Source organism: Stenotrophomonas maltophilia group sp. vghtpe118, assembly GCF_052605195.1.
Genome location: NZ_CP199672.1, coordinates 1,111,641 through 1,127,012 on the forward strand (window position 1 = coordinate 1,111,641; position 15,372 = coordinate 1,127,012).

At 67.6% G+C, this 15,372-nt stretch carries 15 protein-coding genes; 7 read left to right on the top strand and 8 right to left on the bottom strand.

What is annotated here, in order from left to right; genetic code table 11:
- Positions 1 to 133: 133 nt before the first annotated feature.
- The 4 genes from aroA to ACUDTM_RS05265 all read right to left on the bottom strand — a co-directional run bounded on the left by aroA (position 134) and on the right by ACUDTM_RS05265 (position 4,842).
- Entirely contained in the window at positions 134 to 1,441 is a 1,308-nt protein-coding gene (gene aroA / locus ACUDTM_RS05250; RefSeq protein WP_353080306.1) for a 3-phosphoshikimate 1-carboxyvinyltransferase, read from the bottom strand.
- Between the two features lie 76 nt (positions 1,442 to 1,517).
- Positions 1,518 to 2,717 carry a prephenate dehydratase gene (gene pheA, locus ACUDTM_RS05255; protein ID WP_005417297.1) on the bottom strand — a complete coding sequence of 400 codons (1,200 nt, stop codon included), beginning with the start codon at positions 2,715 to 2,717 and terminating at the stop codon, positions 1,518 to 1,520.
- 51 nt (positions 2,718 to 2,768) lie between these two features.
- Positions 2,769 to 3,854 (bottom strand): 3-phosphoserine/phosphohydroxythreonine transaminase, encoded by a 1,086-nt coding sequence (serC, locus tag ACUDTM_RS05260; RefSeq protein WP_088497904.1) that lies wholly within the window; start codon positions 3,852 to 3,854, stop codon positions 2,769 to 2,771.
- 181 nt (positions 3,855 to 4,035) lie between these two features.
- On the bottom strand, positions 4,036 to 4,842 hold the full coding sequence (locus ACUDTM_RS05265) for an FHA domain-containing protein (protein WP_445391200.1): 807 nt from the start codon (positions 4,840 to 4,842) through the stop codon (positions 4,036 to 4,038).
- Positions 4,843 to 4,967: 125 nt separating this feature from the next.
- Between ACUDTM_RS05265 and ACUDTM_RS05270 the strand changes: the two genes are divergently transcribed.
- The 3 genes from ACUDTM_RS05270 to ACUDTM_RS05280 all read left to right on the top strand — a co-directional run bounded on the left by ACUDTM_RS05270 (position 4,968) and on the right by ACUDTM_RS05280 (position 7,057).
- Complete coding sequence (locus ACUDTM_RS05270; protein WP_005417302.1) at positions 4,968 to 5,243, top strand: polyhydroxyalkanoic acid system family protein; 276 nt, start codon at positions 4,968 to 4,970, stop codon at positions 5,241 to 5,243.
- A gap of 81 nt (positions 5,244 to 5,324) precedes the next feature.
- Complete coding sequence (locus ACUDTM_RS05275; RefSeq protein WP_005417304.1) at positions 5,325 to 5,816, top strand: phasin family protein; 492 nt, start codon at positions 5,325 to 5,327, stop codon at positions 5,814 to 5,816.
- Positions 5,817 to 6,052: 236 nt separating this feature from the next.
- Complete coding sequence (locus ACUDTM_RS05280; RefSeq protein WP_353080305.1) at positions 6,053 to 7,057, top strand: restriction endonuclease; 1,005 nt, start codon at positions 6,053 to 6,055, stop codon at positions 7,055 to 7,057.
- A gap of 141 nt (positions 7,058 to 7,198) precedes the next feature.
- On the opposite strand, the gene ACUDTM_RS05285 is transcribed toward ACUDTM_RS05280, so the two are convergent.
- The 4 genes from ACUDTM_RS05285 to ACUDTM_RS05300 form a co-directional block, all read right to left on the bottom strand.
- On the bottom strand, positions 7,199 to 7,591 hold the full coding sequence (locus ACUDTM_RS05285; RefSeq protein ID WP_005417308.1) for a type II toxin-antitoxin system HicB family antitoxin: 393 nt from the start codon (positions 7,589 to 7,591) through the stop codon (positions 7,199 to 7,201).
- 8 nt (positions 7,592 to 7,599) lie between these two features.
- Positions 7,600 to 7,782, bottom strand: coding sequence for a type II toxin-antitoxin system HicA family toxin (locus ACUDTM_RS05290; RefSeq protein WP_072168179.1), 183 nt, complete (start codon positions 7,780 to 7,782; stop codon positions 7,600 to 7,602).
- Positions 7,783 to 7,876: 94 nt separating this feature from the next.
- The gene (hutC, locus tag ACUDTM_RS05295; RefSeq protein WP_072168119.1) at positions 7,877 to 8,605 is read right to left on the bottom strand and encodes a histidine utilization repressor; all 729 of its coding nucleotides are present in this window, start codon (positions 8,603 to 8,605) and stop codon (positions 7,877 to 7,879) included.
- A gap of 27 nt (positions 8,606 to 8,632) precedes the next feature.
- Positions 8,633 to 10,003, bottom strand: a complete 1,371-nt coding sequence (locus ACUDTM_RS05300; protein WP_353080304.1) for a formimidoylglutamate deiminase — start codon at positions 10,001 to 10,003, stop codon at positions 8,633 to 8,635.
- Between the two features lie 67 nt (positions 10,004 to 10,070).
- Here ACUDTM_RS05300 and hutI point away from each other — a divergent pair, with 67 nt between their 5' ends.
- From hutI to hutU, 4 genes are read left to right on the top strand one after another with little or no spacing between them, the layout of a single operon-like run.
- Positions 10,071 to 11,294 (top strand): imidazolonepropionase, encoded by a 1,224-nt coding sequence (hutI, locus tag ACUDTM_RS05305; protein ID WP_353080303.1) that lies wholly within the window; start codon positions 10,071 to 10,073, stop codon positions 11,292 to 11,294.
- A complete protein-coding gene (gene hutH / locus ACUDTM_RS05310; protein WP_334271430.1) occupies positions 11,291 to 12,832 on the top strand; it encodes a histidine ammonia-lyase in 1,542 nt (513 codons plus the stop codon). The genes hutI and hutH overlap by 4 nt, the downstream gene beginning before the upstream one ends.
- Positions 12,829 to 13,683: an N-formylglutamate deformylase gene (gene hutG / locus ACUDTM_RS05315; RefSeq protein WP_088496100.1), complete on the top strand. Its 855-nt coding sequence runs from the start codon at positions 12,829 to 12,831 to the stop codon at positions 13,681 to 13,683. Before hutH ends, hutG begins: the two co-directional genes overlap by 4 nt.
- Positions 13,680 to 15,347 (top strand): urocanate hydratase, encoded by a 1,668-nt coding sequence (gene hutU, locus ACUDTM_RS05320; protein WP_445391201.1) that lies wholly within the window; start codon positions 13,680 to 13,682, stop codon positions 15,345 to 15,347. Before hutG ends, hutU begins: the two co-directional genes overlap by 4 nt.
- Positions 15,348 to 15,372 lie beyond the last annotated feature (25 nt).

Sequence of the window (15,372 nt, forward strand, 5' to 3'; positions counted from 1 at the left end):
CGGAGAAGCGTGCCGACCAAGGAAGGTCGGCACCTACCGGGCGATGTGAGCGTGCCGACCGAGGTTGGCACCTACCGGACAGGGGGCGCGTGCCAACCATGGTTGGCACCTACCGGAAAACCTGATCCGCCGGTCAGGCCAGGTTGAAGCCGGCGCTGCGCGCCAGGCCGTCGAAGTCCGGGAAGGACGTGGCGACATTGGCGATGTCGTTGATGCGCACTTCGCCGTTACTGATCTGGCCGGCAATGGCGAACGCCATGGCGATGCGGTGGTCGCCGTGGCTTTCGATGGTGCCGCTGCCCAGGCGCACGCCCCCGTGCAGGGTGGCACCGTCTTCAGTTTCGTCCACCTGCATGCCCAGCGCGCGCAGGCCGGTGGCCATCGCTGCGAGACGATCGGATTCCTTCACCCGCAGCTCGGCGGCGCCGGTCACCACGGTCTGGCCTTCTGCAGCAGCTGCCGCCACGAACAGCGCCGGGAACTCGTCGATCATGTCCGGCACCAGTTCTTCCGGAATGCGTGCGCCCTTCAGCGGGGCGTAGCGCACCACCAGGTCGGCCACCGGTTCACCGCCCTGTTCTGCCGGGTTCTCTTCGGTGATGTCCGCACCCATCAGGCGCAGCGCATGCAACAGGCCGGTGCGGCGCGGATTCAGGCCGACCTGCTTCAGGCGCAGCTCGGAACCGGGAATGATGCTGGCGGCGACCAGGTAGAACGCGGCCGAAGAGAAATCGGCGGGCACCACGATATCCGTGGCGCGCAGGCGCTGGCCACCGCGCAGGCGGGCCTTGCCCGGCGAAAACGCGATGTCCACGCCGAACGCGGACAACATGCGCTCGGTGTAGTCGCGGGTCGGGTGCGGTTCGGTCACGCAGGTTTCGCCCTGCGCATACAGCCCGGCCAGCAGCACCGCCGACTTGACCTGCGCACTGGCCACCGGCGAGGCGAAATCGATGCCGTGCAGCGCTTGGCCACCATGCACGTGCAGCGGCGGTGTGCCGTCGTCCTGGGTGTCGATCTTTGCGCCCATCTGCGACAGCGGGCCAGTGACGCGGCGCATCGGGCGGCCGGACAGCGATTCATCGCCGATCAGCGTGCAGTCGAACGACTGGCCCGCCAACAGGCCGGCCAGCAGGCGCATGCCGGTACCGGCATTGCCGCAATCCAGCGGTGCATCCGGCGCCTTCAGGCCATCGATGCCGACACCGTGCACGACGCGCTGCGACGGGCTGGGCGTTTCGATGCGCACCCCCAGCTGGCTGAAGATGCGCGCGGTCGCGCGGGTGTCCTCGCCTTCCAGGAAGCCTTCGATGTGCGAGGTGCCATCGGCCAGCGCGGCAAACATCACCGAGCGGTGCGAGACCGACTTGTCGCCGGGAATGGTCAGGCTGCCCTGCAGCGGCTGGCCCTTGCGGGCTATCCAGTGTTGCGCGTTGCTCATCGTTCGATCATTCCGTAAACACCGGCAGCGCCGGCGATGCATCAGGGAGCGGCGGCTGTTGCCGCCGCAGCAGCACTCAGGGCACGGCCACCGGATAGGAGCCCAGCACCTTGATCTGCGCCGAGTGCGCTTCCAGTTCGGCCAGCGCGGCCTGCATCGGCGCGTCGTCGATGTGGCCGGCCAGGTCGATGAAGAAACCGTACTCCCACTTGCCGTGGTGTGACGGCCGCGACTCGATGCGGTTCATGCTGATGCCGTGGCGGGCGAACGGGCTGAGCACGTCGAACAGCGCACCGGGCTTGTCATGGATGAACACCAGCACCGAGGTGCGGTCGTGGCCGGAGGTCGGGAAAATGTTGCGGCCCACCACCAGGAAGCGGGTGGTGTTGTCGGCATCGTTCTGGATCGGCTTGGTGACCACCTTCTTCAGGCCGTACACGTGGCCGGCACTCTCGCCGCCGATGGCCGCCGCGTCGTCGGCGTTGCGCGCACGGCGCGCGCCTTCGGCGTTGCTCGACACCGGAATCTTCTCGGCCTTCGGCAGATTGGCGCGCAGCCACGCCGAGGTCTGCATGAACGACTGCGGGTGCGCGTAGATGCGCTCGATGTCCTCGATGCGGCCGCTGCGCGACATCAGGTACTGCTGCACGCGCAGTTCCACTTCGCCGCAGATCTTCAGGTTGGAGGTCAGGAACATGTCCAGGGTGATCTGGATGGTGCCCTGCCCCGAATTCTCCACCGGCACCACGCCGAAATCGGCGTTGCCCGCTTCCACTTCCTGGAACACCTCTTCGATGCTGGCCATCGGCAGGCCCAGCGCGGAGCGGCCGAAGTGCTTGAGCACGGCCTGCTGGCTGAAAGTACCTTCCGGGCCGAGGTAGCCGATCTTCAGCGGCTCCTGCTGGGCCAGGCAGGCCGACATGATCTCGCGGTAGACGTGCACCAGCAGTTCATCGCTGAGCGGGCCTTCGTTGCGGTCCACCACCATGCGCAGCACCTGCGCTTCGCGCTCGGGGCGGTAGTAGTCGACGGCGGCGGCGAGCTTGCCCTTGGCCTTGCCGACCTGGTGGGCGAAGCGCGCGCGCTCGGCGATCAGGCTCTGGATGTCGCGGTCGATCTGGTCGATCTTCGAGCGCACATCGGCCAGCGCCAGCGGCGCCAGGGTGGGTGCCGGGTTCGAGGTGGCCTTGGCCTTGCCCTTCGCCTTGGTGGGCACGCTGTCCTTGGCCGGTTCGGCCTTCTTCGGCGCCTTCTTGCTGGATTTGCTGCTTGCCATCGGAATTCCTTGTTGCGGGGAACGCACCCGACGGTGCGCGCCGTTCATTGCTCAGCCGTGACGCTGCTGGAAATCGGCCATGAAGGCGACCAGCGCCTCGGCCCCGGCCAGCGGCATGGCGTTGTACAGCGAGGCACGGATGCCACCGACGACCTTGTGCCCCTTCAGCGCCAGCAGGCCAGCGGCCTTGGCCTCGGCCACGAAGCGGGCATCGAGATCGGCATCGGGCAGGAAGAACGGGATGTTCATCCGCGAACGGGCCGCGTGTGCAACCTCATTGCGGTAGAAGCCGCCGGAGCCGTCGATGGCGCCGTACACCAGCGCGGCCTTGGCGGCATTGCGCCTGGCGAACTCGGTCACGCCGCCCTCGGCCAGCATCCACTTGAACACCAGACCGGCCAGGTACCAGTTCCAGGTCGGCGGGGTGTTCAGCATCGAATCGCGGGCGACATGCGAGCGGTAATCGAAGATGTCCGCGCGTGGCTGGCCACTGCGCTCGAGCAGGTCGCGGCGGATGATCATCACCGCGATGCCGACCGGACCCAGGTTTTTCTGCGCACCGGCATAGATCACGCCGTAGCGGCGCACGTCCAGCGGCTCGCTGGCAATGGACGAACTGAAGTCGGCCACCAGCGGCACATTGCCGGTATCGGGCACATCACGGAACTCGACGCCGTGGATGGTCTCGTTGGCGGTGATGTGCACGTAGGCGGCATCCGGCGAGAGCTGCCAATCGGCGTGCGGCGGCAGCGTGCGATAGCCATCGGCCTCGCTGCTGGCGGCGATGTTGACGTCCACGTAGACACCGGCCTGCCTGACCGCGGTCTTGCCCCAGTGGCCACTGACCACGTAGTCGGCACGCTGGCCGGGGGCGGCGAAGTTCAGCGGGATCAACGCCTGCTGGGTGGTGGCACCACCGGACAGGAACAGCACCGCATAGTCTTCGGGGATATCGAGCAGGCGACGCAGGTCGGCCTCGGCCTCGGCGGCCACGGACATGAATTCCGCGCCGCGATGGCTCATTTCCACGATCGAAGCGCCGGACCCGTGCCAGTCCAGCATTTCCGCCTGCGCCTGACGCAGGACCGATTCCGGCAAAGTCGCAGGGCCGGCACTGAAGTTGAACGCGCGCGTCATGTCACACCTGTGGGGCAAGACCCCTAGTATGCCGCAGTGCACCAGCCTTGCGGCCTTGTGCGGCAAGGGAAATTTGGTTTCATTGGAATCCATCGGCGACGCGACCGGGTAGTGCCGGCCGCTGGCCGGCAACCTCACGGATTCAGGGGCGGCGGTTGCCGGCCAGCGGCCGGCACCATCGTCAGCGCGCGCCGAACCAGAGCAGCAGGCTGAGCAGCGCGGCCAGCAGCAGCGCACTGACCAGCAGCCACGGCCAGCGCCGCACCCTGCGCGGCGCAGCCGGCAGCACCGGCGCCTGTTCCACGTCCTCGCCCGACTCGTCCTCGACCGGCAACGACCGCCGGCGTGGATCATGCGGCACTTCCAGCACGAAACGGTGCTGGCCATCGAACACCACCTGGTCGCCGGCCTGCAGCCAGCAATGGCGCACGGCCACGCCATTGACGCGGGTGCCGTCGGCACTGCCGAGGTCGCGCAGCAGCACGCGTTCGCCGTGCACTTCCACGCGGGCATGCTGCTCGGCAAAAGCCGGGTCATCGATGGCGATGTCAGCCTCGTTGCCACGCCCGATCAGGCGGGCCCGCGACAGGGTGAAGCTGCGGCCATGATGGAGGCCGCCGACACCGCGCAGCAGCCGCTGCTGCTCGTCGCTGCCATCTTCGGTTTTCGGCGCAGGCGCCTGCAGCAGGCTTTCGACCTCGCCCTGCAGGACCATCTCCACGCCATCCACATACACCGCATCGCCTGCACGCAGCAGGGCCATCCGGCGTACCGGGCGACCGTTGACGTGGACGCCGGGGATGCCGTTGCCGACCTGCAGCCAGAGGCCGCGATCATCCATGCAGAACTGGGCCAGCAGCAGTGCGCCGTGGCCGGGATCTCCGAGCCGCACGCTGCCGTTGGCCTGGCGCACGATGCGCTGCACCCCGGGCCGCAAGGGCTGGTCGGGCTGTTGTTGTTGACTGAAGTGAACAAGCAGGTTCTGCACGCGGCGCAGACTAGCAGGTTGGTCGCCAACGAAGAAGAACCCACGATGAGTGCTTGGCGCGGCGGCCCTTGATGCGCACAATGCTTGCCCTCTTCGACCTACCCCGCCCTGCGCCAGGAGCCTGCATGTCCACCATCGATGTCCGCCACGCCCACGCCCTGCCCGATGCACAGGCGCGCGCCGCGATCGAACAGGTCGCTGCCAAGCTGTCCGAGCGCTTTGGCCTGAAGTCGTCCTGGACCGCCGACGTACTGAACTTCTCCGGCAGCGGCGTGGACGGTGCGATCGAACTGCAGCCGGGTGCCGTGCGCGTAACCGCCAAGCTGGGCTTCCTGCTGTCGGCGATGAAGGGCATGGTCGAAGGCGAGATCCAGCGTGTGCTGAAGGAAAAGCTGGGCTGAACCCCGGCGGCGGCCGTCACGGCCGTGCAACGCCGGTGCGCGCTACTCTCGGGGTCAGGCCCAACTCCCACGGGAAGTGCGATGAACCACTACGAGAACGACGACCGCCGCAACGACGATGCCTCTTTCAGTGACCAGGCCGAGCGCTTCTCGCGCAAGCTGAGCGATTCGGCCCAGCAGGTCTGGCTGGCCGGGTTGGGTGCGCTGGGTCGCGCCCAGGCCGAGGGCAGCCGCTTCTTCGATGGCCTGGTGAAGGAAGGCGAAGCCTGGGAAGCCCGCCGCCGTGAACGTAACGGCGACCAGGGCCCGGGCTGGCGTGACAATGTCGAGACCTCGCTGGACGAGGCCCGCGAGAAGGCGTCCGGCACCTGGAACAAGGTGGAGAAGGCCTTCGATGACCAGGTGCAGGGCGTACTCAAGCGCCTCCATGTACCCACCGCCGACGAAGTGACCGCACTGGAGGCCCGCATTGATGCCCTGCACGCGCGCCTGGCCAAGCTGGAAAACCGCGCCGCGTCCGGCACCGACGCCCCTGCTCCGGGCAGCCATCAGTCGCCGGACAGCGTGCCCTGAGCGCAATTGTTGCAACGCAATAAAAATTGATTGACAATCGCGAGCAACCCGCCAATCGCTTCGGCTGCCGTTTGTTCCCTCCCCTCACGGCTTCAGGATTGGCGGGTTTTTCGTGCCCGCTGTACGCCGATCTGCGCGCTCCATCACGCTTTCTGTCAGGAACATCCTGACCCGGCCAGGCACCGCGACCTTTACACTGTCGTTCTCCGCTTTTGCCCCTTCCGCCCTACTCCTGCATGCTCCCCTGGATCCTGGCCCTGCTGTCGGCCCTGCTTAGCTGTTTCCTGGCCGTTGTCTATCTGTGGTGGGTCAAGCGGCGGCAAAAGGAGATGCAACTCGGCCTGCAGGCCCTGGCGGGCATGCATTGGCGCGAATTCTCGGTTCTGGTCAAGCGCATGCTGCGCGAACAGCGCGGCCTGCGTGAACTGATCGATCCGGCGGAAGAAGCCCGCGAGCCAAGCAGCGATTTCATGCTCAGCGATGGCCCCAACCACTGGCTGGTGTCGTGCAAGCATGGCCTGGCCTACCGCATCGGCACCGCCGCAGTGAACGAGCTGGGTGCGGCCGCGCGCCTGGCCGGTGCCAAGGGCGGTGTGCTGCTGACCGAAGGCCGCATCGAGCGCGGCGGCCGCAGCGCAGCCGAGAAGCAGGCGGTTGAAGTGCTGGACGGCCCGCGCCTGTGGCCATTGCTGCAGCCTTACCTGCCCGGCGACATCGAAGCACGCGTGCGCGCCAGCGCCCGGCACGAAGCGCTGCGCCGCATCGCCATCGCCGCACTGGGTTCGGCAACGCTGGGGCTGCTGGTTGGCCTGGGCCTGCAGGGCCTGCGTGTGGAAGAGGCCGCGCCGGTTGCTGCGGCACCGGTGGTGGCGACGCCTTCAACCGCGCCTGCGGCGGAACCTGCTGGCACCGCGGCAGTGCTCCCGGCCGCCCCTTCACCCGCGGCTGCCGTCGCCCCGGCGGCCGACGCGCGCAGCAATCCCAATCCGGATGCGGCCACGCTGGAGCGCTTCCAGGCCGATCTGGCCCGCGCCCTGGCCGGCAAGCCCGGCATCGCCAGCGGTGTCTGGCTGACCCGGCAGACGCTGGCGATCAACCGCACCGGTGAACTGGAAAAGGTCTGGCCGCAGGTCTGTGAGGAAGTGCTGCACTACCCTGCCCTGCGCAACGTGCGCATCCAGCTCAACGCCCGCCCCGGCGTGGATGAACCCGTACGCTGGCGGCAGTGCGCTACGTATTGATGGGGCAACATCCACGCATGACGTGGATCTACTGAATCCCGCGCCATGCGTGGATGCCTTTGCAGAGTCGAGCCACGCTCGACTCATCGCGCAACGCGCGAACAGCAGCCGACCATGGGCTGGGCTCTACAAGGCGCCCGCTCAGCCCAATGCTGCGAGATGGGCGATGTAACTGGAGCGGGATTCGCCGGCCGCCCTGGCCTGCGCATCCAGCCTGGCCAGGATGCGACGCGGCAGGCTGATGTTGACCCGCTCGATGGTGTCGTCCAGCAGAGATGGATCAATGCAGATGTAGGCAAGAATCCAGGCCGTACCACTGGGAGCCTCGGCGACGATCTTCTGTGGCGCAGAAGGACTGGGAATCGAGCGCCCCTCATCCAGGGCCGCATCGATCCAGGCAAGCGCAGACTCCTCGGCCGCGCTGAGTGCATCGTCAAGCGTGTCGGCTGCCGAGAAGCACCCCGGCAGATCGGGAACGATGACCCCCCACGCGGTGCGTTCATCGCCGGCCTCAATCAAGACTGGATAGCGCATGGGACCTCCTACGTCAATCCTGCGAGCTTCCGCAACGCCTGAACCAGCCCCTTGCCCAGATCCTTTCTGGGGTGAGGCACGGTGATGATGTGAGGCCACTGCGGGTGCACGAATACATGATGGGATCCGCGAATCCTGCAACAGGTCCAACCTGCCGCCTCCAGATCCCGGATGAGGTCCCTGCTCTTCATGCAGGGACGATACACATCGTACACACGCACCAACAGAGTTCAAGACGACAGCCGTACCGGACCAGTAGATCCACGCCATGCGTGGATGGAATCCCTAGCGAGCGCCCGGCGCGAAGCGCGCAACCAGGTCCCAGGCATCCCCCAGGAACACCTGCCGCACGCGGGTGATCGGCTGTTCACCGCGCCAGGTCAGGCGCTCGATCACCAGGCATGCGGTGCCCGGCTTCACCTCCAGCAGCCTGGCGGTAGCGGTATCCGCACCCCAGGCACTGATGCGATGCTGCGCGCGCGTCCAGGACACGTTCTGCAGCAGCCAGCTGCCCGGCGCGGTGGTACTGAAATCGACTTCCAGTACCTCGGGCACGCCCACCGGACTGATCAGGCGATGCTCCAGCGCCAGCGGACGGCCATCGGCCAGGTGCAGGCAGCGCATCGCCAGCAGCTTCTCGCTGCCGGCCAGCTCCACTTCACCGGCATTGCCGGTGTCGGCCAGACGCAGCTCGCGCTGCAGCAGGCGGTACGCGTACTGATGGCCGCGCGAACCGACCTCCATCGCGATATCGGGAATCTCCAGCGCCACCTGTTCCAGGTGCGGCGGCTGACGCGCCACGAATGAACCGGCGCGACGGCGGCGCTCGATCATGCCGCTCTCGGCCAGTGCGGTCAGCACCTTGTTCACCGTCATCCGCGAGCAGCCGTATTGCTCCATCAGCTCGTGCTCGTACGGAATACGGAAGCCCGGCGCCCACTCTCCGCTGAGGATGCGGCTTTCCAGATCGCTGCGGATACGCTGGTTGAGCGTGGCGGACTTGCTTGCCTTCACGTAATGAGGTCCCGGTGGCGGAGGCGATCAGCCCAGCACGCCGCGCAGGGCGGCGGCGAAGGCGGTGGTGATCGCCTCGCGCTGCAGGTGGCGGCCCTCGGCCACGCACTGGCGGCCATGGCGCCAGACCGATCGCAGCGCGCCATTACGTGCGGCGAACACCCAGCTGTCAAGCCATGCGTCATCCTGTCGCGCCTGCAGCGCCGGGTGCGCGGCGTCCAGTTCGACCAGGTCGGCACTGGCACCGACCTGCAGGCCAGCGGCCACGCCCAGCGCCTGCGCTCCACCGCGCAGTGCGCCTTCGAACAGGAAACCACCGGTGCTGCGGGTGGCATCCGGCGCCAGCACGTTGCGTCCGCGCAGGGTCAGCCGCTGGCCGTATTCAAGCAGGCGCAGTTCTTCAGCTGCATCGATCAGCACATTGGAATCGGAACCGACACCGAAGCGCCCGCCCTCGCGGGCGAACGCCTGCATCGGGAACAGGCCGTCGCCCAGATTGGCTTCGGTGATCGGGCACAGGCCGGCCACAGCCTGGCTGGCGACGATGGCCGCGCGCTCGTCATCGGTGATGTGGGTGGCATGCACCAGGCACCAGCGCGCATCGACCGGTGCATGGTCGTACAGCCACTGCACCGGGCGCTGGCCGCTCCAGGCCAGGCAGGCCTCGACTTCGCGCACCTGCTCGGCGATATGGATGTGCACCGGGCCATCGGTGAGCGGCAACAACGCACTCAGTTCTTCGCCGGTGACCGCGCGCAGGCTGTGCGGGGCGATGCCGAGCACCGCGTCAGGCAGCGTGGTCAATGCCGGCTTTGCGGCATCCAGCAGCTGCGCAAATCCCTCTACGTCGTGGATCAGGCGGCGCTGCGCCGGATTCGGCGGCGCGCCACCGAAATCGGCATGCGCGTAGAACACCGGCAGCAGGGTCAGGCCGATGCCGGTCTGATCGGCCGCAGCGGCAATCCGCGCGCTCATCTCGGCGCGGTTGGCATAGGCATGGCCCTCGGCGTCGTGGTGCAGGTAATGGAATTCGCCGACGCGGGTGAAGCCGCTTTCCAGCATTTCCATGTAGGCCTGGGCGGCGATGGCCTGCACCGCATCCGGGCGCAGATGGGCCAGGAAGCGGTACATCAGCTCGCGCCAGCTCCAGAAGCTGTCGCCGTCACCGCCGCCGATCTCGGTCAGGCCGGCCATGCCGCGCTGGAAGGCGTGGCTGTGCAGGTTGGGCAGGCCCGGCACCAGGATGCCGACGCGGGTGTCACCGCCCTGCGCGGCCTGCCCCTTGCTGATTGCCGTGATGCGGCCGTCCCGCACCTGCAGGCGGACATCGCGGGCCCAGCCCTCGGCCAGCAGGGCGTGGGTAGCATGGAAACTGAGCAGGGAACGCGAATCGGACATGGCTGGACAACCCGAAATGGACACCTATATTGTATAGACATATAAGCACAGCCGCGTTGTGGATGCCATGCACGCCGATACCCTCTGGTCCAACGTCCACCTGATCACCCTCGACGGCGAGGGCCTGGGTGTCATCCGCGATGGCGTACTGGCCTGCGCCGACGGCCGCATCATCCACGTCGGCCCGGCCGGCAGCGATGCCCACCTGCAGCCAACCACCCGCATCGATGGCGAAGGCCGCTGGATCTCGCCCGGCCTGATCGACTGCCACACCCACCTGGTCTACGCCGGCAACCGCGCCAACGAATTCGAGCAGCGCCTGCAGGGCGTGAGCTATGCAGAGATCGCCCGTGCCGGCGGCGGCATCGTCTCCACCGTGCGCGCCACCCGCGCCGCGACGCCGGAACAGCTGGCCCGCGAAAGCCGGCCACGGTTGCTGGCGATGCGCGCCGAGGGCATGACAACCCTCGAGATCAAGTCCGGCTACGGCCTGACCCTGGCCGACGAACGCAAGCAACTGCAGGTTGCGCGTGCGCTGGGTGAGGAATGCCGGGTCAACGTGGTCACCACCTTCCTTGGCGCGCACGCGACTCCGCCGGGCCGCGAGGCACAGGAATACATCGACGAGGTGTGCGAGGTGATGATTCCGGCCATTGCTGCCGAAGGCCTGGCCGAAGCGGTGGACGTGTTCTGCGAGAACATCGCGTTCTCGCCCGCGCAGGCGCGGCAGGTGTTCGAGACCGCCCGCGCGAACGGGCTGGCGGTGAAGATCCACGCCGAGCAGCTGAGCAACCAGCACGGTGCCGAACTGGCGGCCAGCTTCGGTGCACTGTCGGCCGACCATATCGAACATCTGGACGATGCCGGCATCGCCGCGATGGCCACCGCCGGTACCGTCGCCGTGCTGCTGCCTGGTGCTTTCTATTTCACCCGCGATACCACCCTGCCGCCGATCGCCGCGCTGCGTGCGGCCGGCGTGCCACTGGCGCTGGCCACCGACAGCAACCCGGGCACCTCGCCGCTGACCAGCCCACTGCTGGCGATGAACATGGGCGCCACCCTGTTCCGCCTGACCGTGGATGAGTGCATCGCCGGCTTCACCCGTGAAGCGGCGCGCGCACTGGGCCACGGCGAGCGCATCGGTCGCCTGGCCGCGGGCATGGACTGCGACCTGGCGATCTGGGACATCGATGCGCCCGCTGACCTGGTCTATCGCATTGGATTCAACCCGCTGCACGCGCGCGTGGTGCGCGGGCAGCCCGACCTGCCTGCCTCCTGGAGCAACACATGAGCAACACCCTGGTTCTTCGCCCCGGCCATGTCACTCTCGCCCAGTGGCGGCAGGTCTATCGCGGTGCGCCGCTCGCACTGGACCCGGCCGCCCTGCCGGTGGTACGCGCCAGCGCTGCGGCGGTGGCCGCCATCGTCGCCAAGGGCGCACCGGTGTATGGCATCAACACCGGCTTCGGCAAGCTGGCCAGCGTGCGCATCGAGCGCGAAGACCTGGCCACCCTGCAGCGGAACATCGTGCTCTCGCATGCCGCCGGCGTGGGCGAGCCGATGCCGGCCAGCGTGGTGCGGTTGATGATGGCGCTGAAGCTGGTCAGCCTGGCGCAGGGTGCATCGGGCATCCGCGAGGAAACCCTGCTGCTGCTCGAAGGGATGCTGGTCAAGGGCGTATTGCCCGTGGTGCCGGCACAAGGCTCGGTGGGTGCCTCGGGTGACCTGGCGCCGCTCTCGCACCTGGCCAGCGTGATGCTGGGCGTCGGTGAAGCCTTCATCGGTGACGAGCGCCTGCCGGCGGTCGATGCGCTGGCACGTGCCGGCCTGCAGCCGATCGAACTGGGAGCGAAGGAAGGCCTGGCGCTGCTCAATGGCACCCAGTTCTCCACCGCCTACGCGCTGGCCGGCCTGTTCGAGATCGAGACCGTGTTCCAGGCGGCACTGGTCGCCGGCGCGCTGTCGGTGGAAGCGGCCAAGGGCTCGGACACGCCGTTCGACCCGCGCATCCACGCCATCCGCGGCCAGCGCGGACAGATCGCCACCGCCGCGACGCTGCGCGCGCTGATGCACGGCTCGGAGATCCGCGAATCGCACCGTGACAACGACGTGCGCGTGCAGGACCCGTACTGCCTGCGCTGCCAGCCGCAGGTGATGGGCGCGGCGCTGGACATCCTGCGCCAGGCCGCGACCACGCTGGAAATCGAAGCCAATGGAGTGTCCGACAATCCGCTGGTGTTCACCGATACCGGCGAAGCGTTGTCCGGTGGCAACTTCCACGCCGAGCCGGTGGCCTTCGCGGCCGACATGCTGGCGATGGCGGTGTGCGAGATCGGCTCGATCAGCGAGCGCCGCCTGGCGATGCTGGTCGACCCTGCGCTGTCCGGCCTGCCTGCATTCCTGACCCCGCGCCCCGGCCTGAATTCCGGCTTCATGATTCCGCAGGTGACCGCCGCCGCGCTGGTCTCGGAGAACAAGCAGCGCGCCTACCCCGCCAGCGTTGATTCGATCCCGACCTCGGCCAACCAGGAAGACCATGTGTCGATGGCCGCGCATGGCGCGCGCCGGCTGATGCAGATGGCCGAGAACGCCGCCAACGTGATCGGCATCGAGCTGCTGGCCGCTGCGCAGGGCTGCGACTTCCACGCCCCGCTGCGCTCCAGCGCCGCGCTGGAAATCGTGCGCGCCACCCTGCGTGCGCAGGTGCCGACGCTGGAAGAAGACCGCTACTTCCATCCGGACATGGTGACCGCCACGAATCTGGTGCGCAGTGGCGCGCTGGCGCAGGGCCTGACCGACCTGCTGCCAACCGTGGAGCCGCAGGCATGAATACCCATCCCGAATGGCTGACCGTGCACGAGGGCGACGCCCCCGTCATCGTCAGCTTCCCGCATACCGGCAGCGAGCTGCCGCACGACCTGATCGGCGACTACCACTCGCCGTGGCTGGCCCGTCGCGATGCCGACTGGTGGGTGCACGAGCTGTACGACTTTGTGCGTGGCATGGGCGCGACCACGGTGCGCTCGGCGATCTCGCGCTCGGTGATCGACCTCAACCGAGACCCCAGCGGGGTCTCACTGTACCCGGGCCAGAACACCACCGGCCTGTGCCCGCTGACCACCTTCGACAACCAGCCGCTGTACCACGCCGGACGCGAACCGGATGATGCGGAAATCGCCCGTCGCCGCGACACCTATTTCCTGCCTTACCACGATGCGCTGGCTGCGCAGATCACTCGCCTGCGCGCGAAGTTCGGCACGGTGGTGGTGTACGACGCACATTCGATCCGCTCACATATTCCGCACCTGTTCGACGGCGAACTGCCGCAGTTCAACCTGGGTACCGCTGGCCCGACCGGCGCGCCGGACACCTCCTGCGATAACGCGTTGAGCGACGTGGTGGAGAACCTGCTGAAGATCAGTGGCATGAGCCAGGTGCGCAACGGCCGCTTCAAAGGTGGCTGGATCACCCGCCACTACAGCAACATCGCCGGCGGTGTGCACAGCCTGCAGATGGAGCTGGCCTGCCGCGGCTACATGCACGAACCCCTGCCAGATCAGGTGGACGAGCACAGCTGGCCCACCCCGCTCGACCCCGACCACGCCGCACCGCTGCGCCACACCCTGGCGCAGGTGCTCAACGCCTGCCTCGAATTCGCTACGAACCGGAGCGCCGCATGACCCGCAACGACCCGTCCCGCACCCTCGCCGCGCCGACCGGCACCACGCTGAACGCCAAGAGCTGGCTGACCGAAGCGCCGCTGCGCATGCTGATGAACAACCTGCACCCCGATGTGGCCGAGCGCCCGCAGGAACTGGTGGTGTACGGCGGCATCGGCCGCGCCGCACGCGACTGGGAGAGCTTCGATGCCATCGTCGAAACGCTCAAGCGCCTGGACGACGACCAGACCCTGCTGGTGCAGTCGGGCAAGCCGGTGGGCGTGTTCCGCACCCACGCTGATGCGCCGCGCGTGCTGATCGCCAATTCCAACCTGGTACCTCGTTGGGCCAACTGGGACCACTTCAACGAGCTGGATAGGAAGGGCCTGGCCATGTACGGCCAGATGACCGCAGGCAGCTGGATCTACATCGGCGCGCAGGGCATCGTGCAGGGCACCTACGAAACCTTCGTGGAAATGGGCCGCCAGCATTTCGGTGGTGACCTGACCGGCAAGTGGCTGTTCACCGGTGGCCTCGGCGGCATGGGCGGCGCACAGCCGCTGGCCGCGGTGATGGCGGGCGCCTCCTGCCTGGCCGTGGAGTGCCGCAAGAGCAGCATCGACATGCGCCTGCGCACCGGCTACCTGGACACCTGGACCGACAATCTGGATGAAGCGCTGCGCCTGATCGACGAATCGTGCAAGGCCGGTACGCCGAAGTCCGTGGGCCTGCTCGGCAACGTCGCCAACGTGCTGGCCGAACTGCTCAAGCGCGGCGTGAAGCCGGACCTGCTGACCGACCAGACCTCCGCGCACGACCCGGTAAACGGCTACTTGCCGCAGGGCTGGACCGTCGAGCAGTGGGACGAAAAGCGTGTTTCCGCCCCCAAGGAAGTGGAAAAGGCTGCGCGCGCGTCGATGGCCAACCATATTCGCGCCATGCTCGGCTTCCACGCACTTGGCGTACCGACCGTGGACTACGGCAACAACCTGCGGCAGATGGCGCTGGAAGAAGGCGTGGAGAACGCGTTCGACTTCCCCGGGTTCGTGCCGGCCTACATCCGCCCGCTGTTCTGCCGCGGCATCGGCCCGTTCCGTTGGGCCGCACTGAGCGGCGATCCGGAAGACATCGCCAAGACCGATGCCAAGGTGAAGGAACTGATTCCGGACAACCCGCACCTGCACCGCTGGCTGGACATGGCTGCCGAGAAGATCAAGTTCCAGGGCCTGCCGGCGCGCATCTGCTGGGTCGGCCTGGGTGATCGTGATCGACTCGGCCTGGCGTTCAACGAGATGGTCGCCAACGGCGAACTGAAGGCGCCGGTGGTGATCGGACGTGACCACCTGGACAGCGGCAGCGTGGCCTCGCCGAACCGCGAAACCGAAGCAATGGCCGATGGCTCCGACGCGGTGTCCGACTGGCCGCTGCTGAACGCCCTGCTCAACACCGCCAGCGGCGCGACCTGGGTCTCGCTGCACCACGGCGGCGGCGTCGGCATGGGCTTCTCGCAGCACGCCGGCATGGTGATCGTCTGCGACGGTACCGAGGCAGCGGCGAAGCGGATTGCCCGCGTGCTGTGGAACGACCCGGCGACCGGCGTCATGCGCCACGCCGATGCGGGGTATGACATCGCGATCGACTGTGCGAAGGAAAAGGGACTGGATCTGCCTGCGATCCTGGGCTGATCGCAGGGGTGCCGGCCCGCGGCCG

Bases quoted from the DNA above. Each gene is read 5' to 3' on its own strand.
- aroA (WP_353080306.1), bottom strand. From the start codon at position 1,441: ATGAGCAACGCGCAACACTGGATAGCCCGCAAGGGCCAGCCGCTGCAG.
- ACUDTM_RS05270 (WP_005417302.1), top strand. From the start codon at position 4,968: ATGTCCACCATCGATGTCCGCCACGCCCACGCCCTGCCCGATGCACAG.
- ACUDTM_RS05290 (WP_072168179.1), bottom strand. From the start codon at position 7,782: ATGAAGAGCAGGGACCTCATCCGGGATCTGGAGGCGGCAGGTTGGACC.
- ACUDTM_RS05275 (WP_005417304.1), top strand. From the start codon at position 5,325: ATGAACCACTACGAGAACGACGACCGCCGCAACGACGATGCCTCTTTC.
- hutG (WP_088496100.1), top strand. From the start codon at position 12,829: ATGAATACCCATCCCGAATGGCTGACCGTGCACGAGGGCGACGCCCCC.
- ACUDTM_RS05285 (WP_005417308.1), bottom strand. From the start codon at position 7,591: ATGCGCTATCCAGTCTTGATTGAGGCCGGCGATGAACGCACCGCGTGG.
- pheA (WP_005417297.1), bottom strand. From the start codon at position 2,717: ATGGCAAGCAGCAAATCCAGCAAGAAGGCGCCGAAGAAGGCCGAACCG.
- hutI (WP_353080303.1), top strand. From the start codon at position 10,071: ATGCACGCCGATACCCTCTGGTCCAACGTCCACCTGATCACCCTCGAC.
- ACUDTM_RS05300 (WP_353080304.1), bottom strand. From the start codon at position 10,003: ATGTCCGATTCGCGTTCCCTGCTCAGTTTCCATGCTACCCACGCCCTG.
- ACUDTM_RS05280 (WP_353080305.1), top strand. From the start codon at position 6,053: ATGCTCCCCTGGATCCTGGCCCTGCTGTCGGCCCTGCTTAGCTGTTTC.
- serC (WP_088497904.1), bottom strand. From the start codon at position 3,854: ATGACGCGCGCGTTCAACTTCAGTGCCGGCCCTGCGACTTTGCCGGAA.
- hutH (WP_334271430.1), top strand. From the start codon at position 11,291: ATGAGCAACACCCTGGTTCTTCGCCCCGGCCATGTCACTCTCGCCCAG.
- hutU (WP_445391201.1), top strand. From the start codon at position 13,680: ATGACCCGCAACGACCCGTCCCGCACCCTCGCCGCGCCGACCGGCACC.